The sequence below is a fragment of the Alteromonas sp. McT4-15 genome (genome assembly GCF_020515205.1).
Classification (GTDB): Bacteria; Pseudomonadota; Gammaproteobacteria; order Enterobacterales; family Alteromonadaceae; genus Alteromonas.
This window is the reverse complement of the sequence record NZ_JAJALG010000001.1, coordinates 244,171-270,131: the sequence shown is the minus strand read 5'-3', so window position 1 is coordinate 270,131 and position 25,961 is coordinate 244,171. Positions and strand designations below refer to the sequence as shown.

The 25,961-nt window shown below is 47.1% G+C and carries 19 protein-coding genes; 3 read left to right on the top strand and 16 right to left on the bottom strand.

The genetic code is table 11. The features are described 5' to 3' along the window. Positions 1 to 66: 66 nt before the first annotated feature. The 11 genes from LHL20_RS01175 to LHL20_RS01125 all read right to left on the bottom strand — a co-directional run bounded on the left by LHL20_RS01175 (position 67) and on the right by LHL20_RS01125 (position 13,136). On the bottom strand, positions 67 to 381 hold the full coding sequence (locus LHL20_RS01175; protein WP_226431917.1) for a hypothetical protein: 315 nt from the start codon (positions 379 to 381) through the stop codon (positions 67 to 69). Continuing rightward, complete coding sequence (locus tag LHL20_RS01170; RefSeq protein ID WP_226431916.1) at positions 374 to 1,186, bottom strand: tetratricopeptide repeat protein; 813 nt, start codon at positions 1,184 to 1,186, stop codon at positions 374 to 376. The genes LHL20_RS01175 and LHL20_RS01170 overlap by 8 nt, the downstream gene beginning before the upstream one ends. Then, positions 1,170 to 4,163, bottom strand: coding sequence for a tetratricopeptide repeat protein (locus tag LHL20_RS01165; RefSeq protein WP_226431915.1), 2,994 nt, complete (start codon positions 4,161 to 4,163; stop codon positions 1,170 to 1,172). Before LHL20_RS01165 ends, LHL20_RS01170 begins: the two co-directional genes overlap by 17 nt. Further along, complete coding sequence (locus tag LHL20_RS01160) at positions 4,156 to 6,516, bottom strand: hypothetical protein (RefSeq protein WP_226431914.1); 2,361 nt, start codon at positions 6,514 to 6,516, stop codon at positions 4,156 to 4,158. Before LHL20_RS01160 ends, LHL20_RS01165 begins: the two co-directional genes overlap by 8 nt. Positions 6,517 to 6,528: 12 nt before the next feature. Next, positions 6,529 to 7,059, bottom strand: coding sequence for a hypothetical protein (locus LHL20_RS01155; protein ID WP_202266129.1), 531 nt, complete (start codon positions 7,057 to 7,059; stop codon positions 6,529 to 6,531). A gap of 85 nt (positions 7,060 to 7,144) precedes the next feature. Continuing rightward, on the bottom strand, positions 7,145 to 8,302 hold the full coding sequence (locus LHL20_RS01150) for a DUF3570 domain-containing protein (RefSeq protein WP_232369621.1): 1,158 nt from the start codon (positions 8,300 to 8,302) through the stop codon (positions 7,145 to 7,147). Further along, the gene (locus tag LHL20_RS01145) at positions 8,289 to 8,543 is read right to left on the bottom strand and encodes a DUF4266 domain-containing protein (RefSeq protein WP_202262814.1); all 255 of its coding nucleotides are present in this window, start codon (positions 8,541 to 8,543) and stop codon (positions 8,289 to 8,291) included. The genes LHL20_RS01150 and LHL20_RS01145 overlap by 14 nt, the downstream gene beginning before the upstream one ends. A 2-nt stretch (positions 8,544 to 8,545) precedes the next feature. Continuing rightward, positions 8,546 to 9,070, bottom strand: coding sequence for a TlpA disulfide reductase family protein (locus tag LHL20_RS01140; RefSeq protein WP_202262815.1), 525 nt, complete (start codon positions 9,068 to 9,070; stop codon positions 8,546 to 8,548). A gap of 10 nt (positions 9,071 to 9,080) precedes the next feature. Further along, positions 9,081 to 9,710 carry an outer membrane beta-barrel domain-containing protein gene (locus tag LHL20_RS01135; RefSeq protein WP_226431913.1) on the bottom strand — a complete coding sequence of 210 codons (630 nt, stop codon included), beginning with the start codon at positions 9,708 to 9,710 and terminating at the stop codon, positions 9,081 to 9,083. Then, complete coding sequence (locus tag LHL20_RS01130) at positions 9,680 to 10,432, bottom strand: SH3 domain-containing protein (RefSeq protein ID WP_226431912.1); 753 nt, start codon at positions 10,430 to 10,432, stop codon at positions 9,680 to 9,682. Before LHL20_RS01130 ends, LHL20_RS01135 begins: the two co-directional genes overlap by 31 nt. A gap of 4 nt (positions 10,433 to 10,436) precedes the next feature. After that, positions 10,437 to 13,136: a hypothetical protein gene (locus tag LHL20_RS01125; RefSeq protein ID WP_226431911.1), complete on the bottom strand. Its 2,700-nt coding sequence runs from the start codon at positions 13,134 to 13,136 to the stop codon at positions 10,437 to 10,439. 468 nt (positions 13,137 to 13,604) lie between these two features. On the opposite strand from LHL20_RS01125, the gene LHL20_RS01120 reads away from it, so the two are divergent. Genes LHL20_RS01120 through LHL20_RS01110 form a run of 3 tightly spaced genes read left to right on the top strand, consistent with a single transcriptional unit; the run spans position 13,605 to position 19,025 of the window. Further along, the gene (locus tag LHL20_RS01120) at positions 13,605 to 14,912 is read left to right on the top strand and encodes a hypothetical protein (protein WP_319003204.1); all 1,308 of its coding nucleotides are present in this window, start codon (positions 13,605 to 13,607) and stop codon (positions 14,910 to 14,912) included. Positions 14,913 to 14,914: 2 nt separating this feature from the next. Then, positions 14,915 to 17,395 carry a LamG domain-containing protein gene (locus LHL20_RS01115; RefSeq protein WP_226431910.1) on the top strand — a complete coding sequence of 827 codons (2,481 nt, stop codon included), beginning with the start codon at positions 14,915 to 14,917 and terminating at the stop codon, positions 17,393 to 17,395. Positions 17,396 to 17,405: 10 nt separating this feature from the next. Continuing rightward, positions 17,406 to 19,025: a general secretion pathway protein GspF gene (locus tag LHL20_RS01110; RefSeq protein WP_226431909.1), complete on the top strand. Its 1,620-nt coding sequence runs from the start codon at positions 17,406 to 17,408 to the stop codon at positions 19,023 to 19,025. Between the two features lie 91 nt (positions 19,026 to 19,116). On the opposite strand, the gene LHL20_RS01105 is transcribed toward LHL20_RS01110, so the two are convergent. From LHL20_RS01105 to LHL20_RS01085, 5 genes are all read right to left on the bottom strand, one after another. Next, on the bottom strand, positions 19,117 to 20,139 hold the full coding sequence (locus tag LHL20_RS01105) for an FAD:protein FMN transferase (protein WP_226431908.1): 1,023 nt from the start codon (positions 20,137 to 20,139) through the stop codon (positions 19,117 to 19,119). Positions 20,140 to 20,242: 103 nt separating this feature from the next. Then, positions 20,243 to 20,455 (bottom strand): YgaP family membrane protein, encoded by a 213-nt coding sequence (locus LHL20_RS01100; protein ID WP_202262821.1) that lies wholly within the window; start codon positions 20,453 to 20,455, stop codon positions 20,243 to 20,245. A gap of 79 nt (positions 20,456 to 20,534) precedes the next feature. Next, positions 20,535 to 22,007, bottom strand: coding sequence for a hypothetical protein (locus LHL20_RS01095; RefSeq protein ID WP_226431907.1), 1,473 nt, complete (start codon positions 22,005 to 22,007; stop codon positions 20,535 to 20,537). An 18-nt stretch (positions 22,008 to 22,025) separates the two neighbouring features. Beyond that, complete coding sequence (locus LHL20_RS01090) at positions 22,026 to 22,889, bottom strand: outer membrane lipoprotein-sorting protein (protein WP_226431906.1); 864 nt, start codon at positions 22,887 to 22,889, stop codon at positions 22,026 to 22,028. A gap of 1 nt (position 22,890) precedes the next feature. Further along, positions 22,891 to 25,476, bottom strand: coding sequence for an efflux RND transporter permease subunit (locus LHL20_RS01085; RefSeq protein ID WP_226431905.1), 2,586 nt, complete (start codon positions 25,474 to 25,476; stop codon positions 22,891 to 22,893). Between the last annotated feature and the right edge of the window lie 485 nt (positions 25,477 to 25,961).

Below are 25,961 nucleotides of genomic sequence, written 5' to 3'. Positions count from 1 at the left end.
GTCTATAGGTTATCTGGGTCACCACATCGTTGGCAGAATTAATACCTAATGCGTTCTTACGGCGCTCTATTTTTGATTAGTAAGCGCTTGCTTACTAAATTGCTGAGAGAGCGCCATTTTGCGTAAAAACTGCGTTCTTTCAAGGGGTGTGGGAGTAGCTTGTTGTGGCTTCCAAGACAATGTGCCTTCTATATTGCGATGAGCGGGTAACTGCCAAGGTACAATACTTAATACCCTAGGCTGCTCTTTGTCACCGCGTATTGTTGCCTCAAGCCGCAAAGGCGCATCATCATTTTGCACTTCTTGTGCTTTCATTGGGGGAACATGACCAACGGTGGCAAGCACCATCATCAAAGCAACCAACTTTTGATATTTATTCATCGCTGCTTCCTCTCGCCGTGGCTGGAATTTGACGGTTAACATCCGCTATCCAGCGCTCGACTTGCTTAACCAAACGCATGTCCACCTGCTGGTCGGCTTGGGTGTCAGGGTAGCGTAACAATGCGTAGTAATTACCGTAATATTCAAGGGCAGACACCTTATCCCCCACATACAGATCAAGCAAGATACCTAGGTTATAATGTGCATTTTGATAGCCTGGCCAGGCCTTAATCGCATTCAAGTAGTACTGCTGTGCCTGCTGAAATTCGCCATTTTCTCGCGCTAATGTCCCAAGACGGTTTAGTGCATAATAGTTGTATTGGTTACGGTCAACAGCTTGGGTATAGTGTGCTATCGCCAAGTTGTTGTCGTCCAATGCGCGTGCGATATCACCAAGTAATACCCACACAGCAGATGGTGAAGATGAAGGCTGAGGTGAAGGCGTCGCGGTAGGATTAGCCTCAATAAGTCCTTCGGCAACCTGTGTAGCTTTGTCAAACTCTCCATCGCCAAAGTGGACAAGAGCAAGGTTGAAACGCGCCGCTTCTTCTTCAGAAAATACACGCTTGGTCGCGGTATAGTAGTTTTCAGAGCTACGTAACTGCTGTGCTAAATGTGCATCTTGCGATACCGCACTGGCGGTATTGTCGGTGGTGTTGACCACATCTTGGTTTACACCACTCGTTTCACCTAGTGATTGATGTTCATTCACCTGAATTTCAGAAGGTGTGCTTGTACAGCCACTCAAACTTAAGCCAATCACCACCGCTACAAGGCAACAAAAGGGGTTAATATGCTTCAACACTGAGTGCCTCCACTTTTTCTGTCTTGCGATAACGGTTTGGCATTAACGCTGAGAGCTCAGCAAAACTGGCCTTAACCCATTCATCATAAACCCCGTCCCAACTGCGTTTAGCGTTGACTTCATATACCTGCATAGCCTGTTCCTCGAAAGGGTAAGCTTGCTCTTCCAGTAGCAACTCATATTGTTCTAGTTCTAGCGCGTTTAAGTTGCTCGGGCGTTGTGAGGCCATTAAGTCGTTGGCAAGCTGACGGTATAACGCACCTAACTGATGATTTGCCACTGTTGCGTATTCTCTTACCTTGTATGACAGCACTTTATTGTGTGCTTCTACGGCTTGCGTTAACGCTTTTCGTTTTTTCGTCAAACTGGCTTTAAGCGGCTGGGTTAACTTTATGCGGTTAAACACGTATTTCGCATCTTCGGCAAACACCATGGCAGACATAGCGGCCAATGTTTGAGAACGCGGTGTTGCGTTGTCACCAGCACCATCATGTCCTTTAATTAGCTTATCAAGCCAAAAACGGCGCTTGGCATCCTCTCCACTTTGTTTATAGAACTCACTCATAATAAACCTCACCTCCATCACCGTATCAAAAGGTGCTGGGTAAGCATGCGCGTAGGTTCTATAAGCGGGTAGCGATGCCGCGCGATTACCCGCCAACTCAAAATACTCTGCCGCCTGCAATAGGGCTTCTCGTCCTGCATCGGTACTTTTGTTGCGCTCATATTGGTTATAAAGCACGTTGGCAGCGGCTTGCCATTGCTCGGTATTCTCGTACACGAACAACCGCTTCCCTTCAATTGTCGGTGTAAGTTCGTGTAAAGGAAAACGTTGCTCGAAGTCTTCAAGTAAGGCTTGCGCTTCATCAAAGCGTTCAAGCGTCATCAAGTAACTGGCTGCATCATATTGTGCATTAACGCGAATATCGATATTCGGTGTATTACGCATTAGCCTGGTTAAGTGAGTAACTGCTTGAGATAAATCATCTTGCCCTACAGCAGCTTCTGCCTGCTTGAACATGCTAATAGCATAGTTTCGAGTCAGCGTTTGTGTGAGCGCATCTTGTTTAGCGATACCCCATTTTTGGGTATCGGCAAGCAACATGGCATAGGCTGTTTCTGCCTCAACATAATGCTTCAACCCAAATAAACTATGGGCTTTCACTAAGAATGCGGATAGGCGCACTTGCTCATCAATACTGCCGGTGGTGCCACTAGGTGGGTTGAGTAACCAATCGCTATAGGACAGTGCTTGTTCAAATTGCGCTTCATCAAAGGTTTCTTGCATTAACGTTTGCACTACCGGTACTACTCGGCTATCGCGACTAAACGTTGCGATAAATCGTTGCTGACTTTGTCGCTGCTTTGCTTTTAACCCTTGCAATGACGTATTCGCTACTTCGTCTGAAAGCGTTTTTTCTGAAAGTGCCTTAAATGCAAGTAACGCGCTGTATGCACCATCACTGGCTTTCTCATGGTCACTGAATGTGTACGCGAACGCTTCATAGTGTGTGATAGCATTTTCATACTGCGCTGACTCAAAGTAACTCTCTGCTAGATTGAATTGCATTTGCGCAACAAGTTCATCGTCAGGGAACATATCAATAAAGGCAAGATAATAACCTTGAGCTTTGGCGTATGCGGCACTGGCCTCTTTGCGTAATGCATCCTCATTAAGGCCGCGCAATGTTGGTGTAAGCGTATGTCGTTTTGTGGGAGTGTTAAGTTGCTGCGCAAAACTGTGCTGTGTTTGCGCTAACTCTCTTAAATACTGATGAAGATAAGGTCTTGCATCCTGCTGTACATAATCTGGCAAGGTCGCATACTGACCTGTTGTGGCGCCAAAAGTGTCTACAAAGCCTGCTTTTGCATTTAGTACCTCACTGGGGAATTCACCCAGAATAAAGGCGTCTATGTGTTTAACATAAAAGGCTACAGCTTCAGGGTGTGCAGGAAAATGACTTGCAAAAGCGTGGTATGCCTCGGCGGCATCCAGGTAGCGATCATTATCTAAGTGCTGCTGCGCAAGTTCGTTGTAAACCAAATAGCTATGAGGTTGGTTACCTCGTACGTTATAGAAATCGACGATAGCTTCACCGTTACCGCGATAAGAAAACAGCGTCGCCATCATGCGTAAACTGTCTTTCACTAGTTTTTGCTGACCTTTAGACAGCTGTGCTGGAGCAGGTAACACGTGAGCAGGTAATACGGGAGCAGGTAACACGGAAGTTGATACCGCCTGTTTCTGCAGCGTTTCATCACTAAAGCTTGCCAATAGCATGCTATCAAATGAAGCTAGTGCCTTATCGTAGGCTTCCAATTTATAGTACGCCCACCCTTGCATATAGGCCGCCATAGCATAAAAGTTGTTGTTCTCACTGTTAGCGAGCACTTGTGCATAAGCATTGGCGGCTTTGGCATATTCTGCCTGACCATAGAAGGCCTCACCCTGCCTAAACCACGCTTCCGGCGCATGCTGTGATGCGGGGAAAAGCTCTAGCAACACGTTTAGCACAGCCACGCTTTTTTCGCGTTCGCCCTGCAAGTCATAGGCTCGCGATAACTGATAAAGCACGGCTTCTTTTGACGCTTCATCGGGGTACTTAACCAAGATGTTTTGATATGCGCTTATCGCATGTTGATAGGTGCCCCCCGAATTGCTGGCATCAATAGATACTTGGCGCTCTTCGGCTAATAGCATTTCTACATCAGCTAGTCGCAATTCAAGCTGCTGGGCAAGCCCTCTCTCTGAAAACTGCCCTACTAACTCTGCATAACCATCGCGAATTTCGCTTAATGCGGCGGGTTCAAGTTGCGTTTTTTCTACCACAATGCGTTTTATACCCAATGACGTTACTAAGGCATTTTGAGCACCTTTGGCTTGTTGGTTTTTATCAGTCAAAGAGGTGTACGCACAGCCCGTGATTAGCGTACTGGCAACAGCCATAGACAACAGGCGATGAACAGGCCTACTCACTTCTATTCTCCTCGTTCTCACCAACAATCGGCGCGTTGCTATCGCCATCTCGCAGCTGCACCATAGCAAGCTGGCTGAGCGCATATTGCTCAGCTAAATACGTTTTGCGCGCCTCAATTGCGGCTAACGCCTTATCGGTAAGGGAAACCTCAACATTCATAATAAGCTGCGATGTTGTTTCTAAGTGAGTGTCAATTCGCGCTTGCAGCGATTGAACGTTAGCGCGCTGTGCATTGGTGATATTAGGTGTGGCAAGTAAGGTAGAGAAGTTAAGCTGTGCACGCTTAGCATCATATAAACGCTCGGCCACTTCATCCAAGGCTTTTTTGTGTTGCCAACGCGCTTTGGGGTATTGCTCAGAAAGCTGCCATGCCAGTACGCCTTTTATACGCGCTAGACGTTCGCCGTAGGCCGGACGCACAGTGCGCTCTTTTGACACCCGCGCTAGGCGTTGCTCTGCATTTGATAACCGGTTAAGCCATGCTAATTGCTCTGCGTTAGCGAAGGTCGCTAACCCCGCCAGCCATATATCATTTGTACTCTCACCTACAGGCAGATTAGTGTGTTGCTCGGCAAGAGCAATGCGCTGCTCTAACGATGTAAACATCGCTTGTGCCTGCTCCAATTGCACTTCAGAGCGCTGAGATTGATGATTGGCAACGCGCGCTTTGTGAGTTTGCTCTCGCTCATCAAGTAACACATCAAACGTTGTTGTCAGGTTTCGCTGCGCTAGCAGTTGGCGCTGTATGTGATACAAAGACGTTAAATTTTCTAGCTGGTCTTGCCCTTGATTACCTGCATTAGTGGCTGTATCGGTAATTAGATCCATCAATAAATCTTTGTGTGAAGCAGGCCAAAGTGATTGCCAAGGTGTTGTAACAGATGCCCCGTGTGTAGATACGCCATTAACTTGATGTCGAGGAGCTTGATTGCTTGTACGCATCGTTTCAGCTTGGTCTATCTGTAACGTATTCACGCCCAATGCCACGCTCTGCCAATATCGTTCTTGTTCTATCTGTCTTGAAAGTAGTTCTAATTCATCAATAACAACCGTTAACTTGGCAAGGAGCAATTGCAATGTAGCGTAAGCTTGCACCTCACCACCTTGCTGGGCATAACCATACGCCAGCGCATGCGTTGCTTGCAGCGTGTAAAGATTGTTGTCTTGCTCAGACAAGAAGCTCCACACGCCCATGGCTAGGGGCCAGTCGCCAGATTGCGCCAAACCCCAGCCATAGTGCAGTAATGCCTCATCGCGAATAAGCGATTGTTCGCTACCCTTCTCTGATACTGTGCTTTGGGCAGTATCGGTTTGTTGAGCGCGCACGTCATTGGCATATATGTCAGTGTCGATAGCGTCAAACACGCCGAGTGCTTGTTCTTGTTCACCGAGCATCAATAAGGTTTGACCGCGCGCTAGTAGTACTTCATTAAGTAACGCGTGAGTCTCGTGTTTTGTCACACTCTCATCACGCTTATCTTGCCACCAATTTAACCATGAAAACCAACCGCTAGCGCTTATCTCGCGTTCAAGTTCCCCTGATAACGCATTGGCCAACTGCTTAAAGCGCTGATCTGCCAATGCGTAATCGCCGCGCTCAAAAGCACTCACCGCCTCGTTATAACCAAGGTACTGCCGCGCGATATGACTTTCAGGTAATACCGCAATAAAGCGTTCAATACCTGGGTGTGCAGCATTGGCTGTATTGTCGGTAGACATGGCTCCTTTAGTTAGTGCCATAGACGCCTGCGCAGCCTCATAATTTAATTCGTACCACTGGGCTGGTGTCAGCAATTCATCAAGCTCGCTATCCGATGCTTCAAGGCTTGAAACAAACGCATTGTATGCATCTAGCCCAGCTTGCAAGCCGTTAGATGAACCATTAGAGCCAAGTGCTTGAGAAAAGTTAAGTCGGGCAAGCCAATACCACGCCAAAGGACGCTGCCCGTCTTGTAACGATTGAGCTTGTGAAAAGAGCTTTTGCTGTGCGAGATGCGGCATGCCAAAACCCAGTGCAACGCCGCCCTTTAGCAGACTTAACATATCAGCGTGTGTCGTCGCTGGATTGTTTTGCACAACACTGTTTTCGGCTTTTTGTTCCACCATCGCCATTTTACTGAGCGTGGTAAGCGCGTCATCAACGTAAAGCGAGTACACCACTTCACCCAATGCTACATCATGTCGTTTTTTTAGCGCTTGCTCGCTTACCGGGTCCTCATTAGACGATGCGTATTCATCCGCACTGTAGGCGGGTAATGTCATAAGCAAGCACACCAAAGCACACAATGCAGGCCATTGTCGTAAACGTAACATCACCGAGGCTGTGGTTGAATGGGTGAGCTGCTTCTTCATACTCGGCGCGACCTAAAGGACAGTAGCAGTGAATTCGGGCTGGTGTTTGGCACTTGAATCAGTAATTTTGAGCTCTACAGCCTGGGCATCATCATCTTTTTCAAATGCCAAAGTGACGGCTCGCTTGTACGGGCGATTTTCAGGTCCAATACCGATAAAAAAGGCCGTAAGTTGGTGGGCCCCTTGATTGACATTGCCCATATACAAACGCTGCACACCACCGCGTTTTAAGGCATTTACCTGACGCTCGGTATACAGATAATGTGTGGCAGTCTCGTCGTCAATAACAAGCTCTACCGCATCAAGCTGAAAATACACACCCACATCAAGCGACAAGTACACCGCAACTTGTGTACTTGACGGAAACAATAAATCTTCCTCAAGAATGAACAAATCTCGATTGAGATTAATCAGGGCTTTTTTAAGGTCTTCGATTTGCGTATTCAGTGGAACGTGTTGATCGTTATTTACCGATACACTTTCTGCTTTCGCTGCAAATGAAGCAAGGTTAAGAAAAATGGCTATCACAAGTGCAGCTATCATTGCGCAGTGCCTCGCACCTATTCGTGCGAAAATTGAGGGTTTAGAAGGCTTGGTTTTGGCTTTGTGGAACATTTTCGCTCCCTCCCTAATACCAAATTGACACATAAGCGCGTATCACGTTGGCAGAAAAGCCGAACAAGGCTTCTTCACCCACTTCACCACCCGCTGTTGCGTCGCGGAAATTGTCGTAGTCGAACTGCATGTAGTCGTATTCAAGGTTGAATGTGCTTTTTTCCACATAGCTGTCTGATGAGAATGCCCATTCATAGGTCACCCCGACACCTGCTGCAACGCCTGAATAGGTTGAGAGCTCTTTGTCTCTTGCCATGAATGTAAATTCGTCTGCACGATTAAAGATGTCTTGATAAAAATCGGCTTGATCTTGCTGGTACAAACGCACATGAGCATCAACGATCCACGCTTTGCCAAACGTATGTACATAACCCAGCTTAACGTTGGTTGCGCTAACGCCCCACGTGTCTGAGTAATAACGCACATCACCATAAATACTGGCGCGGTACGGCAAATAGTAATTGCCATTTAATGAAAAAGCGTTGCTGACCCGTGTATTGGGATACACTTCGGTAGTAAATGAAAAGCCTCTGGCACTGTCTGAATCAATGTAGCGAATAGCGCGATAAGGATTGTTTAAGTAACCTTCATCTGAAATATTCTCAGCATTAAAGCCAACAATCAGATTTTTGGTTACCACTTGCGTTAGACCAAACCCAAATTTCTGACGTGTAGCTTCTTCCAAGAAACTTTCGTCTCCGCGGCGGCGAATTTCATCCTCACCACGAGAATAACTTAAGGCTAAGGTAGTCAGGTCGCCAAAGAAGTCTTGACTAAAACTAAGGTGGTAAGAGTTTGCTTCAAAATCATTTTCACTGGAATTGGTGTAACTGACGTTCATCAAGGTTTTATTGTGCAGGAAGTCAGCACCTACTGTGGTTTCGGTACGCTCTTCGCGATATTCACTGGCTTGTGCGCGTACATCAATTGAGGCGCCAGAAATCGTATCAACGTAATAGTTAGCCGACAGCGACACTTTGTTGCCAATTTTTTTGCGCAACAGTACCGAAGGCCCATCAATCGTTACACCATCACCTGAATAACTGTGATACATCGCATCAGAGCGGTCTTGAGGTAGCACTGCCGAATATGCACAGGTAGTCACTAAACTTACGAACAGGACAGGCAGCGCAAGCATTCGCTGCCATATTTTAGCGTTAGTTGCAGCCACAACCGCCTCCTGCGCCACCATCAGCGCCTCGCGCGCCTTCACGTGCTTCAAATACGTGCTTGATATAGGCAGTCGCAATAGGGTTTCGGTTAACACTCATGATAGGGTCAGCAAGATGACTTCGCTCGTAAGGTTTTACCCACGGCTCTATGTCAGATAAGTGTTCCAGTGTGCTTACGCAACCGGTGCTCAGTAGTGTGCTACACAGCGCTAAGGCGCTCATCTGAATGGGCTTCTTCATTGCTATTCTCTCAACAATGACTTGATGGCTTTTTCGTAGTGCTTCTCATCGCCAGACTTGTAGCCTTTGTGAATAAGTCGCGTATTGCCATCCCTATCGATCATAACAGTGGTGGGCATCGCTGAAACATCGTATAGCTGGCTTACTTCACCCTCTGGGTCATAAAGCACTGGAAATGACACTTCTATATCTTTTAGCAGCACATTAGCTTTACTTGAATCGTCATCAACATTGACACCAAGCACGGTAACGCCCAAATCGGCATATTCCTGATACAGTGACTCAAAAGCGGGCAGTTCCTCGCGACAAGGGCCACACCACGACGCCCAGAAGTTCACTATAACGATATTGCCCACCTCTTCACTTAAGCGATGATTGGCACCGTCTCTACCTTTTAGCGTAAAGTCAGTTGCAGGTGTATTGAGTGCAGGTTCAGCCGCTCGCGTTGCCGTGGTTAAAGCCAGTCCCAGCAAGATAGTGACACAGGCGATTAAGCAAGAAATTGAGTCAAAGTGTTTTATTTTCATAGCATTCTACTCAGAAAAAGTAAGTCGCACCTAGGGTGTACTGAATGTTGTGAGTGTCTTTCTCTTCACCAATAATCTCACTGTTGAAGATACGATCGCGCACGTCTAAACGCAGTGCAAAGTAATCGGTAATAAGCACGCGATATCCCGCGCCCAAACTTAATGTAAATTGACTTTCGCCTCCAAAGTCGGTGCTACCGCCGCCTACAGTGACAAAAAAGTCGGTATTAAAAACCGTATTTTGAGTAACAAAGAGTTCACCATTAAAGTTGTAACCCACTGATAAGTCGTAATAACGGTATTCGCGTTCTTCTTCAGTGAGAAATGGCGCACCACCAGAGAGGATCTCAAAGCTTGTCTCGCCGGCATCAGCTTGTGCATACGTGGCTTCAACGAAGATATTCTCAGTAATGTGATAACCCAAACTGACACCAACAATCGATGAACTGGAGAAGTCTTCAATACTCACCTGACCTGCAAACACGCCAATTTCGACGTTTTCACTGTCAATGTCGGCTTCGCGTATATCGCGACGTTCAAGGTTTGGCTCGATAATGGGGCCTTGTTGTGCAACGGCACCAACTGATACCACTAAAGCGGTAAAGCTCATCAAAAGAAGACGGATAGACCTAACGTCCATAGATTCAACTCCTCAAATTCGTCACGCTCGGTTAATGCCGTTAAGCGTTTGTATTCCGCGCGAACTACAAAGTTGTTTTGTAGGTAATAACGCGCACCCACTCCTACTTCGAGGAGGTCGTTAGTTCTTGACTCAGCACCGCTTTGCACAAGCGTAGCGCTAGGTTCAGTTCGGATTTGTCCGGCACCTAGACTGAAGTAGGGCGATAAACGCCACTCTGGAAAGGTGTAATGTTGAACGCGAACAAGCCACATTCTGTTATCAGAGAAGTCACCTAGAGCTTGCGTGGCACTAATTTCAGCGGCGATGTTGTCGGTGAGCACCCATGCGGCACTGATGGACATAGCAGTTACATCTTTCAATTTGCCAGCGTGAACACCAAATTCCCATGTACGATGCTGATAGCCTTCAAAATTACTTTGCGCGATCAACACCTCTGCATTATCTAAATGCAGCGTGGCCGCAAGTGATGTTTTGGCAATCCAACCTTCTTTGCCATCAGACGTACGCACTTTGTACCACCCCGTATGCGATTTCAGCACGGTAATCACTTCATCTTTTTTGATGGCGTGAAAAATAGGAAAGGCTTGAGCGGGCCCTGTATGCATGTCGGCATAAGGCTCAACCACTTTCACAACAAGCTCGTCTGCTTTTGCATCACCACCTATCGCACACAAGCATGTCGAAATAAGTACTGTTAACACCGCTACAACCAATTTCATGTACTTAGTCCTGCGGCGCATCAAACGGATTGTTGTAGTATTGGGCACCTAGGTCTAACCATTCGGCCATTAACTTCAACTCAGCATCACTTAGCCAATTGGCGTGTGAGCCCGTTTCAAATAAAGTGAAAAACCGCTCGCTTGCCAAAGCACTTGACGCACGAGCAGAGGGAGCAACAGATACTGTCACCATGACAACAATAGGATTGCCTTCAGGGTCGAGGATCAATTCACCATCCTCGTCTCTTTCAAAAATAGGATTGCCGTTGCCATCGACAGCTTCTACAAGTCTATCTAGCAATACGCCGTCTACTAACTCAACTTCAGCATCGGTGAAAAGTAGTTCGCGATAGCCCGTAAGTTGGTCTGGATTATCAAGCGACACTTGGTTTGTTAAGTCGAGTTGCGCAGCGGGTACTTGGGTAACGCCGTCACTGTCTGTTGGCGTGTGACAGCTGATACACGTTGTATCACTTACAAGCATACCCGCATCATCAAAAGTGCGACGGTCAACCTCAAATAGTGGCTGTATATGGTCTGGGTAGTTAATCGTAATACGGCACAAGCTGGTCCAGTTTTGCGCGCAACTTTGCGAGATAGGAATAGCCGATTGCATATCGCCGTAAGCGTAAGCGAACGCATCAGAAAGAGGGGTATTTTGAGGGTTGCTCCATACATCTTCATAAAGAATGTCAGCCAACGGATACGTTGCCCCTAAAACGCGACTTTTCGTTTGCGCCATGGTTTCACCCATATCAGCAAATAATGCAGGGTTGGCACCAGGGTGAGCCACACCTGTCGACGGTGCGCCTAAGTTGATAGACGGGTACTCGGCATCAAGTCGCCCGTGCGGTAGCGTACTGTCTTGCGTATGACAGCCATTACAGGTTTTAACCTCACCGGGAACGAGTTGCACCCAATTGTCGTGGCGTGGCAAAACGCGCTTGCCTCTAACATCAAGAAACTCGAATGACAGAGGAATATTCGCAGGTAAATCAAGCAGAACCGAACCATCTGGTTCAACGGTCGAATAACCAATAATATCGCGCATCAACAAATTGCGAGATGGGCCAAAATCACTACGCTCTACATCAATAACTTCATCATCGGGAATAGATACACTTTTTACCACACGTACAAAGCGTACTGGGCGTTCACTGGCAGCGGTCAAACTCGGGTTAGCCATTACCTCTATACCACTTGGTGTTACATCATCACCTGCAAAGTCATAAACACTGCGAATATGAATACGGCCAAGCCCTTCGCTTGCCAGCGTATCATTGTAGTTTTCACCGGGGGTGTAATCAGCGGGAAACTCACGTTGCTCCATCGACACGAGCTCGGTATACGCAACACCCTCTTGTGGAGTCGCGATAACTTGCTGTGTATTGGTTTGTGGGTCGTACATCCATAGACCATATAGCAATGGTGCAGCTTCAATGTTTTCATTGGCAAGCAATGCGTCGCTGCACGGCAAAATAGTGCGCGTTTCGCCTTCCGCTACTTCTTGCTCTGGGTCGTAAACGCGGCACTGACTCCATGCAAATAACTGACGATTGCTGCCGTCAAATAACGGATAAAGCGCGCCTACATAACCGCCTGCAGAAATAGGGGCATGGGTATCAATATTGTCGAACAACGCGGCAGTTTGCCCCGGCTCAGAAAGGCTATCGCTAGAGGCGATTGGCGTGTTGCTATCAATATACTGTTGTACGTCTATACGATAGTAATTTCCGCCCAGTGTATCGCGGGTGTACTCACGAACAGCGGCCAACACGTCGCCATCAGGCGTAATGCGGCTTTGCACAAAATGGACATTATCTCCATTGAGTTCATGGCTGTGACGACCATACACAATTTCTAGTTCGCTACCGTCTGGGTTCATTTGATAAAGGTGCATACCTTTATCACCAGCGGCCTGATCCCAACGCGTAAATAGGATTTTACCGTTGGGCATCACTAACGGGTCGATATCGTGACTTTGGTTAAACGAAATCTGCGTAATGTCGCTGCCATTCGCATCCATTACATGCAGCACCGATGCTTCTACGTTTAGGCTTTCTTCCAATGCAGAGTACTGCGCTTTGCCTTCATCGATTAAAATGGCTTGGTTAGTGCGTTGTCTCGTAGAGCTAAATACAATGCGTCCATCAGGAAGATAGACAGGGCTAGTGTCTTCACCAGCTTCGGCCACAATGTCAGAAGCAATAACGCGGCGAAGCACGTCGGTGCTAATGTCGTATTCCCAAATGTTCCAAGTGGGCTGCTCATCCTCATCTGCCCCTTCAATTTCAGGTGCGCGCATGGCAAATAGCAGTTTAGTGCCGTCGTACGACACTTCAATATCTTTTACATCATATAGCGGCGCAGCATCTTGTGCTGTATCGCCATCGCTAAATGCGCGGTCTGTAATATTTATTTCAGCACTGCTAACCGCGGCGCGCGCTTTTATATAAAGTGCTGCACCTGGTACAAACTCGGCAGGGTTACGTAAATCGTTGACTACGCGCATGCCTTCTTCATCAATAGGCAGGGTACGTTTTACAAACGCGATGGGAACATCAACAACAACAGGGTCGGGCTCTTCGTTACTTTGAGAAACCACAGATTCACCACACGCACTCACTAAAGTAGCACTTAGCAGTAATGCTACTGCACGAAGGGCTGACTTTTTCGTCGAGCTGTGTAGTGAATTAAATACCATTGTCATCATACCTCAGAGTAAAAATGGCGCGATAAAGGGTTTTAAGCCATATCAGCATTTCACTGAGAGCAAAATGTCACAAGACTGTAGGTTATATAAGGGGATGCGTTTTCATACCTGACATAACAGACACAGAAACGACTTACTTTTAATTTTTGGTGCAATAACGACAACAGACTGAAAAAAGTCGATGGTATGGGTGTGACAGTACGCGGCTACTCATTGCTGCGGGCTAACCCCAAACAGTAGACAAGAAAAGAAGCCGGTACTTTATCCAAGTTTCAGAGACTTAGCGCAGTTTGTGGTTTTTTTAATGTTGTCACCTAAAGGTTTGCTTTTCACTACTTATCAACCGCGACACTTTACACTTAGTTATAAGTTTTAAGACCTATAACATTTTATGAGTATTTAACTGTAACGGTGCGATTGGTTTCATTTGTAATACTGCGAATGACAGGATCACAGACCGTGCGAAATTTTCTCAGCCTTTTTTCCCCGTTACCCAATTTATTATTATCCACCGCTTGGCCAACAGGTTCGTTAAGGCCTCGCCCTTTACAGTTCGGTATCAAACACACCCTTCGGGGGTTAGGGCTTTCTGCTGCACTTTCTACTGCACTTTGCGCTAATGCAAACGCAGGTGCGCGAGAACAAGCTGCACGTATGCACGAACGCCTTGTCGGCGTGCCTGCCTCTGAAACTGTGCTTAATACTATGCAAAGCCATATCGAAGCTGGAGATGCCCGAAGTGCAGCATACCTTGCGATGGAAAATCCCGCTTTTTACAACGTGACGGTGAAAACGTGGGTAGCGCCCTGGACCAATGAAGCGTTCGATAAATTTGAGCCTCTCAATGATTACATGGCAACAGTAATCGGCATGGTGAGGGACGATGTTGATTTTCGCGAAGTATTGAGCGGTGACATTTTATACGTCGGCTCACCCACATTGGGGTTACCACCTTATAGCACGAGCAATAACGATCATTATTTGGCTATAGAAGACGCCGTAACCGATTTACATGCACACCTTGTGAGTACCACACAATCGGCAACAACCGGCCTACCCGCAGAGGCTACCGCAGGTGTTATGACTACCCGTGCAGCCGCGAAAGCCTTTTTCAAGGATGGTACTAATCGTGCCATGTTTCGTTTCACCCTAATGAACCATATGTGTACCGACTTAGAAGAGGTTGCCGATATAACCCGTGCACCAGATCGCATTCGACAAGACGTAAGCAGAAGCCCGGGTGGCGATAGTAGGTTATTCCACAACAACTGCGTAAGTTGTCACTCTGGTATGGATCCTCTTGCCCAAGCGTTTGCTTACTACAACTATCAATACGATGTAGACAACGACCCAGACGGCGAACGCGGCGCGCTGCAGTACAACGCTCAAGGTCAAACAGATCCTGTCACGGGTACTCGTGTTCAAGAGAAGTATCGCATTAACAGCAACAACTTTATTCACGGCTTTGTGACACTTGATGACGGTTGGGACAACTACTGGCGGGAAGGCCCCAACTTTAATCTTGGTTGGTCAAACGCCCTGCCGGGTTCTGGGAACGGTGCTAAATCGATGGGACAAGAACTGGCGAATAGCCAGCAATTCGCAAAATGCCAAGTTACAAAAGTGTTTGAAGAAGTGTGCCTTCGCAAACCTCAAGACAGCGACGATCGCACTCAGATTAGCGCTATGCAATCTCAATTTGCAGCGTCTGGCTATCAAATGAAGTCTGTGTTTGCTGATGCGGCAAACTACTGCAAAGGAGAATAATTGTGGCGCACTTTCTCTTCAACCATAACGGTCTTCGCGCCGTTGCTATAGGAACGTTGGTAACAGCATTAGGTGCATGTGGAGGCAGCGATGTAGAGGTACAATCTACACCGTTACCGCCCCCTACCGAGCAGCCAGTTGTGAATTACACAGGGCCTGCTGCGAGTACCGATGACGTCGCCAATTTCAAACGCGCATTATGGGATAATATTGCCACGGCCGACCGCTGCGGCGCGTGTCATACCCAAGGGGTACAAACGCCCACCTTCGCGCGTAACGATGATATTAATTTAGCCTATGCCGATACAGGAGCTTTGGTAAATTTAGCACAACCAAGTGAGTCACGGCTTGTTACCAAAGTTGCTGGCGGCCACAACTGCTGGCTCACCAGCGACAGCGCTTGCGCCGACATCATGACGACATGGATTAGCGATTGGGCTAGTGACTCTGATGCGCAAAACCAAGCCACCGAAATAGAGCTACAAGCCCCTGTTGCTCGAGCACCGGGCTCGACCAAAAACTTTCCAGAAAGCCCTGCGCTTTTTGAAAGTACGGTGTATCCCATATTGCAAACGCATTGCGCTAGCTGTCACACCAACAGTGCCACCATTCCTATTTCGCCTTTCTTCTCATCGAGCGATATTGATGAGGCCTATGAAGCCGCGAAGGACCGAATAAACCTTGACGTACCGGACGATTCGCGTTTTGTAGTGCGTTTGCGTGATGAGTTTCACAATTGCTGGAGTGACTGCCAGCAAGATGGTAATGCCGTTAGCGCGGCGATTGCACAGATGTCAGACAATATTGAACTCACTGAGCTTGATGGAAACCTTGTTAACTCTGATGCTCTATCGTTATTTGACGGAACCCTAGCCAGTGGTGGCGGACGATTCGAGCAATATGTCATTGCAAAATGGGAATTTAAAACCGGTAGCGGGAATACGGCATTTGACACGTCAGGCGTGGATCCGGCACTCGATTTGACACTCTCGGGCAGCTACAACTGGGTAGGCGGTTACGGCGTGCAATTTGCCAATGGTAAAGCCCAAGGCAGCACCACCAACAGCCGAAAACTGTATGATCTCATTCTAGGTAGTGGCGAATTTGCGATTGAAGCTTGGGTAGCACCAGCGAATGTTACTCAAGAAGGCCCAGCGCGTATTGTGAGCTACTCTGGCGGGCGCGACCGCCGCAACTTCACACTAGGGCAAACGCTATACAATTATGATGTGCTGCTACGCAATGAAAACACCGATGTAAATGGCGAACCCGCCTTATCAACTGCCGATGCCGATGAAGATTTACAAGCGGCCTTACAACATGTTGTGGTAAATATTGACGCCAATAACCGTCGTAGAATTTACGTTAATGGCGAGTTTACTGACGATATAGATGATATTGAGGGTGGCAACTTCCTTGACTGGGATGACAGCTTTGCCTTTGTGCTGGGCAGCGAAGTATCGGGCGACTTTCCATGGGCAGGTACACTGCGTATGGTTGCGGTTCACAACCGCACATTAACCGATGAAGAAATTACGAAAAACTTCGATGCGGGCGTTGGCCAGCAATACTTCTTGCTGTTTGGCATTAGTGACCTTATCGACGTACCACAAAGCTATATTGTCTTTGAAGTAAGCCAGTTTGATAGCTACAGCTACCTTTTTGCTGAGCCGTTCTTTATTTCCCTTGATAGTAATGCGCAGATTCCAGACGTAGCCATAGAAGGTATTCGCATAGGCATAAACGGCAGAGAGTCTTTCGCGGGACAAGTGTTTTCAACGCTTAGTACCTCGATTAACGCAGCGTCATATTCGGCACAGTCAGGCCAGCCGCTGTCACGACAAGGTACCATTATTCCTTTAGAGAAAGGGCCAGAGCTAGACGAGTTCTTTTTGACCTTTGAAGTACTAGGTGACAATACTGATGTTCGAGTTGAGGCTACACCACCGGCCCCTGCAGAAGCGGCAGACCTCGAAGCACAACCTGACATTGGCACCAAGCACTTCGCAGAGATTAACGCCAGCATGTCGGCAATGACGACAGTGCCGATGAGTACACCGTCAGTTAATCAGACCTTTAGCCAGTTGAAACAACAACTACCGTCTGTCACCGACATCACCAGCTTTTTAGCGGCGAATCAAATGGCCGTTACTCAGCTTGCAATTAAATACTGCGATACCTTGGTTGAAAGTGACAACTTACGCCAAGCCTACTTTCCGCAGTTCGACTTCTCGCAACCTGCAAATACGGCGTTTAACGGCGCTGCTCGCGATGGCGTTATTACCCCCATTATTACGACAATGCTCGGCACTGATATTGATACTCAAGCCGATGCCGCTCTAGTGCGTAGTGAAGTCGAGCAGCTTATCGACCGTTTAACGCAATGCTCAAGTACTAGTAGCTGCGACGCGCAATATACGCGCACCGTGACCAAAGCAAGTTGTGCTGCCGTGCTTGGCAGCGCCACTATGCTGATACAGTAGGACAACAATTATGGCAAAACTTACTTCACACTTTTTTAAGAAACGCCCTAAGCAAGCAGCAAGTGCAGATGCTCCTTTGTATCACCTTGATCACAGCCGCCCAATGAGTCGCCGCGAGTTCATTGCACAAGGTTTTTGTACGGGGGCTGCCACGGTTATGGGCGGCTCAGTAATGAGCTTATTTGCCAACCCTAAAATGGCACACGCTACGCTATCAGCCGATTTAGAAGCCTTAAAAGCAACCTGTGGTATTGCGTCCCAAGGCGCGGGAAAAATACCCTTTATCGTTTTTGATCTCGCAGGCGGTGCGAATATAGCAGGCTCAAATGTACTAGTAGGTGGTCGCGGCGGCCAACTCGACTTTTTGAGCACCGCTGGCTACTCTCGCCAAGGCCTGCCGGGTGATATGGTGCCTTCAATTGCAAACCCTGATACTGGGCTATCTGATTTTGTAAATAACGAATTGGGCCTTGCGTTTCACAGCGACAGTGCTTTTTTGCACGGCATACTCGATAAAGTCAGCGTAACTAATCGCGCCAACATTAATGGCGCTGTTATTCCCGCACGCTCAGAAAACGATACGGGTAACAACCCGCACAACCCCATGTACGGTATTAATCGCGCAGGCGCCGATGGGTCTCTACTTACCCTGATAGGCAGCCGCAACAGTGACTCTGGCGGTAACTCAATGGCACCGGCAGCCATGATTGACGCTGCCGTAAGGCCCACCAAAATTGACAGACCGTCTGATGTAACTGGGCTTGTAGACACAGGCGATTTAGTTGGCTTACTCAGTCAGCAAGACTCGGTGGCTGTAATGGAATCGATTCAGCGTATTAGCGATATGAAGCTAAACAACGTCAACACACAAATTACTGCTGACGAAGTCGTCAAAGACATGGTGCGATGTGGCTATGTGAAAAGCGCTGACATTACCGACCGATTTGGCGACCCTTCAACTCTAGACCCTGCACTCGACCCCGTTATTGTAGGCAGCGACGGCATATTCAGTGAAGAAGAATTCAGCGGTGATGGTGAGTTTAGAAAAACCGCTTCTGTAATGAAGTTGGTGATTAATGGCTTTGCCGGAGCGGGCACAATTACAATGGGCGGGTATGACTATCACGACGGCAGCCGCGCCACCGGTGAAGTGCGCGACCGCCGAGCAGGACGATGCATGGGTGCATGCTTAGAATACGCAGCACGAGTGGGCATGCCGCTTATGATGTATGTGTGCAGTGATGGTTCGGTATTCAGTAACGGCATGGTGGATGACTCAGAGAACGGCCGTGGCAAAGGTGTGTGGACGGGTGACAACTCATCAACGTCCGCCTCATTCTTCTTGGTATACAACCCCGGCGGCGCACCGCAGCTCATAGGCGCGACGCCAGATATGCAAGCGCAGCATCAGCAGCTTGGCTTTATGCGCAGCGACGGTTCAGTAGAAACAGCGTCAACACCAGCTGCAAACAATGTAAACTTGCTGGTTGAAACCATTATTCTAAATTATTTAGCGCTGCATGGAGAACAAGGTCAATTTGCGTCGATGTTCCCTAATCACGGGTTAGGTAACAGTGCGCTAATAGACAGCCTTACTGCCTTCGAGCCTATCGTCAGTGGCACTATTTAACCTGCCTTTATAGAGAGCGATACAACGCTAAAGCTACGGGAAGAAATAAATACGTTATGGTTTAGCGCGTACGAACTTTTACGCTGCATTCTTACTGCGTTAATCCCGCAGAGTAATGTAGCTTTCGCTCATTATCTAAAATGATAGCTTCGTAGTCAGGTAAGGTATTAATCAGATTAATACCATCGACCACGCCCAACACAAATACAGTGGTAGAAAGAGCATCGTTGATCGTGCTTGATGGACCAATAATCGACACTGACTGCACTTCATACACTGACTTGCCTGTTTTAGGTGACAGAATATGATGGTATCGGTTGCCATCTTCTTCGAAATAACGCTCATAATCGCCGGATGTCGAAATGGCAATACTCTCAAGGGGTAACCTTACTGCTTGCTTGTCTTCGTTTCGCGGGTCGCGAATACCGACCACCCAAGGTCTGCCGCGTCTATCTCCTAGAAGGCGGGTATCGCCTCCTGCAGTAACCAGCGCATGCTCTATTCCTATGGCAATCAGTGCTTCTATCGACTTATCAACTGCGTAGCCTTTTCCTATACCACCAAGGTCAATTTTAACGTCGGGATGGTTAAAGAAAACGGTGTTTTCTTCATTATCTAGCGCAATATGGCGATAATTTACGGCGTTAAGCTGCTTATCAATACGGTCTTGATCGGGTTTTGCGTGGTTGCGATAGTCGTACATAAAGCCAACGCTAGCGAAGGTAATATCAAAGGCACCATGGCTCATCTCGCTAAAGGTGTTGGCTTTTTCGATAAGTTCAAACAAAGCGGTATCGACTTTTACAGGGTGCTGGGCAGCCTCGCGATTAAGCATGGCAAGCTGACTTGTTTCAATATAAGGGCTCATGAGTTGGTTAACCGCCTCCATTTGAGTGAAGACGGTTTCAATAGCAGCGTCACCTTGGGCTTTGTTATCAGCCCACACTTGCACCTCGATATTGGTACCCATAATACTGGCATTGCCCCAAAACCAATCTGCTAATAGTGTGTTGGGTGAACATACTCCCCAAAATGCCAATAGTCCTAGCCACTTTTTCATACTGTCAGTTCGCATTGCTTTGAAAAAAATTGCATGTAACGATGGCACTACCATAACACACCCCTTTTAAATGGCGGGTGTTAGCATTTATATCTGAGTATCTTTTATATTTAGGCACTTCTACAGGGCATTTTTAAAGGGCCTTGGGTGAGCCCTGCTACTGATTTGCCAATTCGCGCTCGCTTTTAAGCCCTAAGACCTTTTTAAAGAAAAGCGTGGCTGGGCAAAACCCTGTAAAGCTTTGCTGGAACAAATTGGCACCGATAAACACGGTAAACCACATGAAGTTAGGGTGCACAAAGTGGGTAAGCGCCACCGACAGTAACACCATAAAACCTGCAAATGCGGTAAGGGCTTTTTCTTGAGACATGATAATTCCTCTTCACTTTACTCATGTAGTCGCTGTCAGAAACACAAACGATTGACCTGACAGCTTTTTAAAACTGACGTTAATAAAAATAGCGATAAGCGACGTACGCGTTGCTGGCATCTTCAAACTGCCCCCAAAAGGTGAATGGATTGTCACCGCCAAACAGGTTAATACCACTTCGAATTTGCCATTTGTCGGTAGGCGAATAGGTGACGGTTGCCTTTAGGTAAGCGTCATTATCGCTGGGGGAATAAAAAATAAAGCCGTTTACGTTAAGTGTTTGTCGAAGGGCCATCCATGTCAGGCGCGCCGTAGCCCAATGACGATATTTTTCTTGTAGGGTTTCCAAAGTGCCCATGGTGCGATCTAGCCTTGCAGCATCATGGGTATACTCGGTATACCACTGCACACCCGCGGTAACGTTGGCCACTAGCTCTTGGCTGTAACCTAAAAGAAAACGGCTTTGATCGTTTGGTATAAATGGGTTGCTACCATCTGTGTCTTCTGTACTGTTGTAAAATACGTATTCGCCGTTGGCAATTCCGCTACCAATGGGAGCCACTGCACTCACGCCATACGCGTTCATTTTGCTATAGCGAGGGCGACCGCTCACATCAAACGCGGTAGGTTGTTTGCTGTAACCCACATAGCCATATGCTGCTAACTCTATGCTTGATACAGTTTTATAAACGCGCAGTGCTATTTCTCGGTTGGTGGGGCGGTTTTCATCAGCAACACTAAATGCTGGGGCAATATTTTGCTGAACCTGTGGGCTGTAAAATGAAAACACCTCGCCGGTTATACCGATGTCGGGCTCAAACTGTGGCATATAAACCACATCCACGTTGGCCAGTTCAAAATAGCCCGATAGCTTTAATGCTGTGCTAGGGGCTTTCAGATATTCGTCATCGCGACCGGAAAAAAACGATTGGTAGTCCTTAGGAAAGAGATCGTTTAGAAAAACATAATCGCCTGTTCCCCAAGTGAGTACCTGTCGACCAATTTTCATATCAAAGGCATTAGCCCATGCAGCATTGCCTGCCACACTCTGAGGTAATAACTCACGTAAGTTACCCTGCCACGCAAGTTCTCTCACTTGGCTTTGCCAGCGTTTTTTAACCCCATCGTAAAAAACATCTACTTTTGATGAAAGCGACGACGCACTTAGTGCATAGTCTGCACGAAGCTGTAGCCGTGCATCACGCAATGTGCTTTGCGTATCAAGGGCCATGTCGCGCTGCATTCTGTTACCAATGGCGAGTTCGCCAAAGCCACTGAATGTAAGCGTGTTTGACTCAGTTTCTGCCCAATCGTTCTCTGCCCAATCATTGTCATCCCAGACATCGCTTTCCCAGCCGTCGCTTTGCCATTCGCTTTGTTCATCTGCAGGCACAGCATCTTGAGCAGAACCTTGAGCAGCAGCTTGGACCGTACTTTGGACTGCATTTTGTGGCGTGCTTTGAGTTTGTTGTGAAAACGCCATCTGGCTATGCATGACTTGTAACAATGCGAGCAAAATAAAAGGCATTTTCTTGGCATGTTTAATTGGCATCGTCAATCAGCTCACATACTAGTTCATGTATGCCTGAGGCGGCACACGCAGACTGCGCTCGCTAAAGATACTATCGGGTAAGTCAACGTCGTACTGCACACCTTTAAACTCCATTAAGGTATACCCTCCTGAGGCTAAATCTGACACCTTGCTGCGCACCACTGTAGGGTGGCCTTGAATAGTTTCCACACTTACCGCTTCAACACGACGATAATTGTTATCACCTTTATAAAAATTAATGGTGGTTGGTAAGAAAGTACCCTTGTCGATTTCAACCAGATAGTGGGTAAACTCAACGCTTTGAGGCATTTTAGGTGTGGCCTTAAGCACGTAATGCGTATCAGTTTGAGAAACCAAGGTAAAATCATCCTGCGCGATTGCGCGCCCCGACACATCTTCATAGAAAAAATGAGAGCCTACGAACGACGTACGCTTATCACCTGCGGCAATACGCTTCACCAAATCAAGCGCCGGAAGATATAACCAACGGTCGTCATCAGTATTGAGGTCAGCATGCTTTTCAACACGAAAAACCGTGCCTTGTACTTCTGTAGGTCGGCTAAAAAACACCAGCATGCGTTGGTCGCCAGTATCTGCGCCTTCATCAGTGGTTACGTCTTTGCGCAAAATAGTGAACTGACGCATTTGTTTACGGCCTTGTTCGTCCACAATGAGCATGCGCGCCATAGACTTACCGTCTTTGCCAGAGTAGTAAGCCACCTGCTCAGCTTTTTTCACAAGTGCAGCAACATCGAGTGCCGTGTCTATATCAGCTTGCTGCTCTGATGGCTGTGCTGCAAGTGCAGTGGCTGATACAAGCAGTGCTATCACCCATACCATAAATAACTTTGCATTCTTAGAAAAAACAGTTGTAACGCGCATTTTAGGCCTCCTTGAAAACCCAACGTTTGAACATGATCATGGCCGCGGGTAACACCAACAAAGTGACCAGCGCAGAAATAAACATAATACTGGCGAGGAAAATGCCCACCGTGATGTAAGGTACCAGTGGCGCCAGTAGTAATGGCGTAAACCCAAGCGCAATAACCAACGCATTTCGGGTAATGGCACTTGCGGGCTCGTCGAACATAGCGTTTAAGGTGGCGCTTACATTGCCCGTTTCTTTGTATATTTCTTTTGCCCTTGCCAAAAAGTGGATAGCGAAGTCTACCGACAACCCCAGTGTCAGTGCAGACAGCACGGCAATTGGCATATCGTAGTCTTTGCCAACAATGCCAATTGCACCATAAATAAACGTGATGGTGATGGTCAATGGCAACATGGCGAGTGCGCCAAACACCAGTGAGCGGAACAGTACTACCATCATCAAGAACACAATAATGAAGGCGCTTAGCAGGCTTTCGAGCATGCCTGCCACCATATTTTCTTGCCATACCACGTTGAGATAGGCTTTACCTGCCCACTGATAGCGCAAGCCTTCAGGCAACGGATTTTGCGCAAAGTAATCATCTACCAGCTTGATTACTTTGGTCATATCTTGGTTGTCACCACTAGTTAGTTGCAACCATACCAGCGTTTTTTGATAGTCAGGCGTTACAAAGTGCCATAAGTCCTGCGGACGGTGTGAAGACTGGTACTGCAAAAGGGTTTGCGCAATTGCCGCTTGTGTTGTGGGAAGTACATAGTCTTTGTCTTGCCCTGAGCGAAGCTCTCGGTTGACCACTTTAACAATGTCGCTAAGCGATTGAGATTTACCGATCAGTGCTTGCTCATTAAGGTAGTCCTGTAAGTTATCTAGCAGTGCTACGTTCTCGGGCTGTTGGAATACTTTGCTTTCTCGCTTAATGGTTTCTACGCGTTTAGACAGGGTTTCCAAGGCTGTTATTGCGCTATCGTCAGTGACGTCAAAAAGTGCATCATCTATGCGTAAAGAAAGCTGGCTAAGTCGATTATCTTCAGTTTCTTGTCGCAGCAGTGTCAGCGTTTGTTGTTTCCACTGGTTAAGCGAATCTGGCAATTGCGACGCCGCCAAAATACGCTCTGCGCCCTCGGCTTCGCGACTACTCTCAATCACGATATAAGCGTTATAAGTACCAGCAAACGCTTGATTTAGTGCCCGGTCTGCCACACGAATTTCATGATCAGATTTAAACCAACGCACGGGGTTATCGTTTATTTGAATTTGCGTAATCCCCCACACAGACACAGCAGATACTATGGTAAACGTTATTAACAGCGCACTTTTATAGTTGAGTGCGACATAACGAACACGGTCTATGCCGCGCTGTAGCAACGTTTCACTGCTACCTTCGTGAAGTGATTGCTGAAGTTTCTGTAGTGATGCATCTGACATGCGCGAGATGTATGCCGGTATAAACGTGAGGGTAATCACAAACGCTAATAAAATGCCAAAGCCAATGTAAGCACCAAATATCTGCACTGGTGGAATGGGCGTTAGCATGAGAGAGAAGAAACCTGCCGACGATGTCAGTGACGTAAACAGCATGGGTTTAAATAGATGCTCAACAACGGTAGTAATGACCTCATTTGCCTTTTGACCAGGCTTATAGCGGTCTGAAAATTCAGAAAGAATGTGTACAGAATCTACGACTGCTATGGGCATAAGAAAAATCGCAATCATTGATGACATGATATGCACCGTAAACCCCATACCAATAAGCGCGCCCATGGTAATGATTACGGTTGCCATCGCCACTACCATAGGGGCACTAATCAAGGTGAGATTTCGGAAAAACACAAACAGTAGAACAAAGATCATCAAGCCCGCCGCAGGCGCTGCAATGCCCATTTGTACGAACATTTCAACGCCAAATTGGTCTTCGGCCACCGGGAGGCCCGTAATGTGCCACTGCAATGCACTGCCTGAATCTCGACTATCTGTATTACTGTTACTCGTACCACTGTTCTCTAAGAACAGGCGAATATCTTCTGCAATGCGATAACTTTCGTTTTTATCTTTTATTGGTACATAAATAGCCGCCGCGTTGCCTGACGACGACGCTAGCGTGCCATCTAGCATAGGCAGTCGCGAAATGGCAGAGGCAATATCTTTAGCCTCAACATCTGATTCAGGAGGGGCTGACATCATCCAAGAAAAGACCAACTCGCCCTGATCACCTTGCGTAATGTTATCCACCGTGGAAAACGACATCACATCACGTTCCACAACACCGTCTATAGATAAAATATGCTGCGTAAGACTATCGATAGCCACTAGGTTTTCTTGTGTGAAGATGTCGCCCGTCGGGGCTACCACGCCAACAACAATGGCATCAAACATAGCGAAGGTTTGTTTTGTCTCATTGTGAAAAGTACGCGCAGGATGAGTGCGTTCAAGCATGTTCTCAGGATCGGTATCAATCGCGATAAGTCGCATTTGGAATGCACAAAATAACACTATCGCAAGCAATGCGGCATATACCCATTTCCCTTTATGCGTAGATATCCACAATAACTTTTCGACGATGCGAGTATTTAGTGCTGTCATAAAAACTCCAAAGAACCAACTTAACTCAAGACAAACCAAAATAAGATAAATCTTATATATAAATAATCTTATATTAATACACTAAGATCAAGCTATTTTTTAAACAGTACCGAGCCAGCACATTTTGTTGTTTGTAAAACGCGACACACACTTTGAAAAAACTACATATCGTTTTTTCAAAGTGTGTGTGTTAGCTTTTTACCCAACGTATAGAAAAAATAACTAATCTATAAAAATCAGACACATAAACACTTAATTTTTAAAAATTAACTTCTGGCACAGATAAAGCATAGATTAGACTAACGGATAAAGACAGAATGCAATGTGTAGCCAGGAAGGCTTTAGTAACCCAGAGGCCAGATTGCATGAGTGATTGATATTGACGTTGACGACATTGGATGTAAATGGACTTGGTCAACAAGGAAACCGGAGTGTTTTAATATCGATGCTAAGGACAAGGTGTTTTGTATTCGTTAAACGCTGGA

Excerpts from the sequence above, each read along its gene's own strand:
- LHL20_RS01105 (WP_226431908.1), bottom strand. The coding sequence starts at position 20,139 with ATGGTAGTGCCATCGTTACATGCAATTTTTTTCAAAGCAATGCGAACT.
- LHL20_RS01085 (WP_226431905.1), bottom strand. The coding sequence starts at position 25,476 with ATGACAGCACTAAATACTCGCATCGTCGAAAAGTTATTGTGGATATCT.
- LHL20_RS01090 (WP_226431906.1), bottom strand. The coding sequence starts at position 22,889 with ATGCGCGTTACAACTGTTTTTTCTAAGAATGCAAAGTTATTTATGGTA.
- LHL20_RS01140 (WP_202262815.1), bottom strand. The coding sequence starts at position 9,070 with ATGAAAATAAAACACTTTGACTCAATTTCTTGCTTAATCGCCTGTGTC.
- LHL20_RS01160 (WP_226431914.1), bottom strand. The coding sequence starts at position 6,516 with ATGAAGAAGCAGCTCACCCATTCAACCACAGCCTCGGTGATGTTACGT.
- LHL20_RS01125 (WP_226431911.1), bottom strand. The coding sequence starts at position 13,136 with ATGGTATTTAATTCACTACACAGCTCGACGAAAAAGTCAGCCCTTCGT.
- LHL20_RS01100 (WP_202262821.1), bottom strand. The coding sequence starts at position 20,455 with ATGTCTCAAGAAAAAGCCCTTACCGCATTTGCAGGTTTTATGGTGTTA.
- LHL20_RS01110 (WP_226431909.1), top strand. The coding sequence starts at position 17,406 with ATGGCAAAACTTACTTCACACTTTTTTAAGAAACGCCCTAAGCAAGCA.
- LHL20_RS01175 (WP_226431917.1), bottom strand. The coding sequence starts at position 381 with ATGAATAAATATCAAAAGTTGGTTGCTTTGATGATGGTGCTTGCCACC.
- LHL20_RS01145 (WP_202262814.1), bottom strand. The coding sequence starts at position 8,543 with ATGAAGAAGCCCATTCAGATGAGCGCCTTAGCGCTGTGTAGCACACTA.
- LHL20_RS01130 (WP_226431912.1), bottom strand. The coding sequence starts at position 10,432 with ATGAAATTGGTTGTAGCGGTGTTAACAGTACTTATTTCGACATGCTTG.
- LHL20_RS01095 (WP_226431907.1), bottom strand. The coding sequence starts at position 22,007 with ATGCCAATTAAACATGCCAAGAAAATGCCTTTTATTTTGCTCGCATTG.
- LHL20_RS01135 (WP_226431913.1), bottom strand. The coding sequence starts at position 9,710 with ATGGACGTTAGGTCTATCCGTCTTCTTTTGATGAGCTTTACCGCTTTA.
- LHL20_RS01155 (WP_202266129.1), bottom strand. The coding sequence starts at position 7,059 with ATGATAGCTGCACTTGTGATAGCCATTTTTCTTAACCTTGCTTCATTT.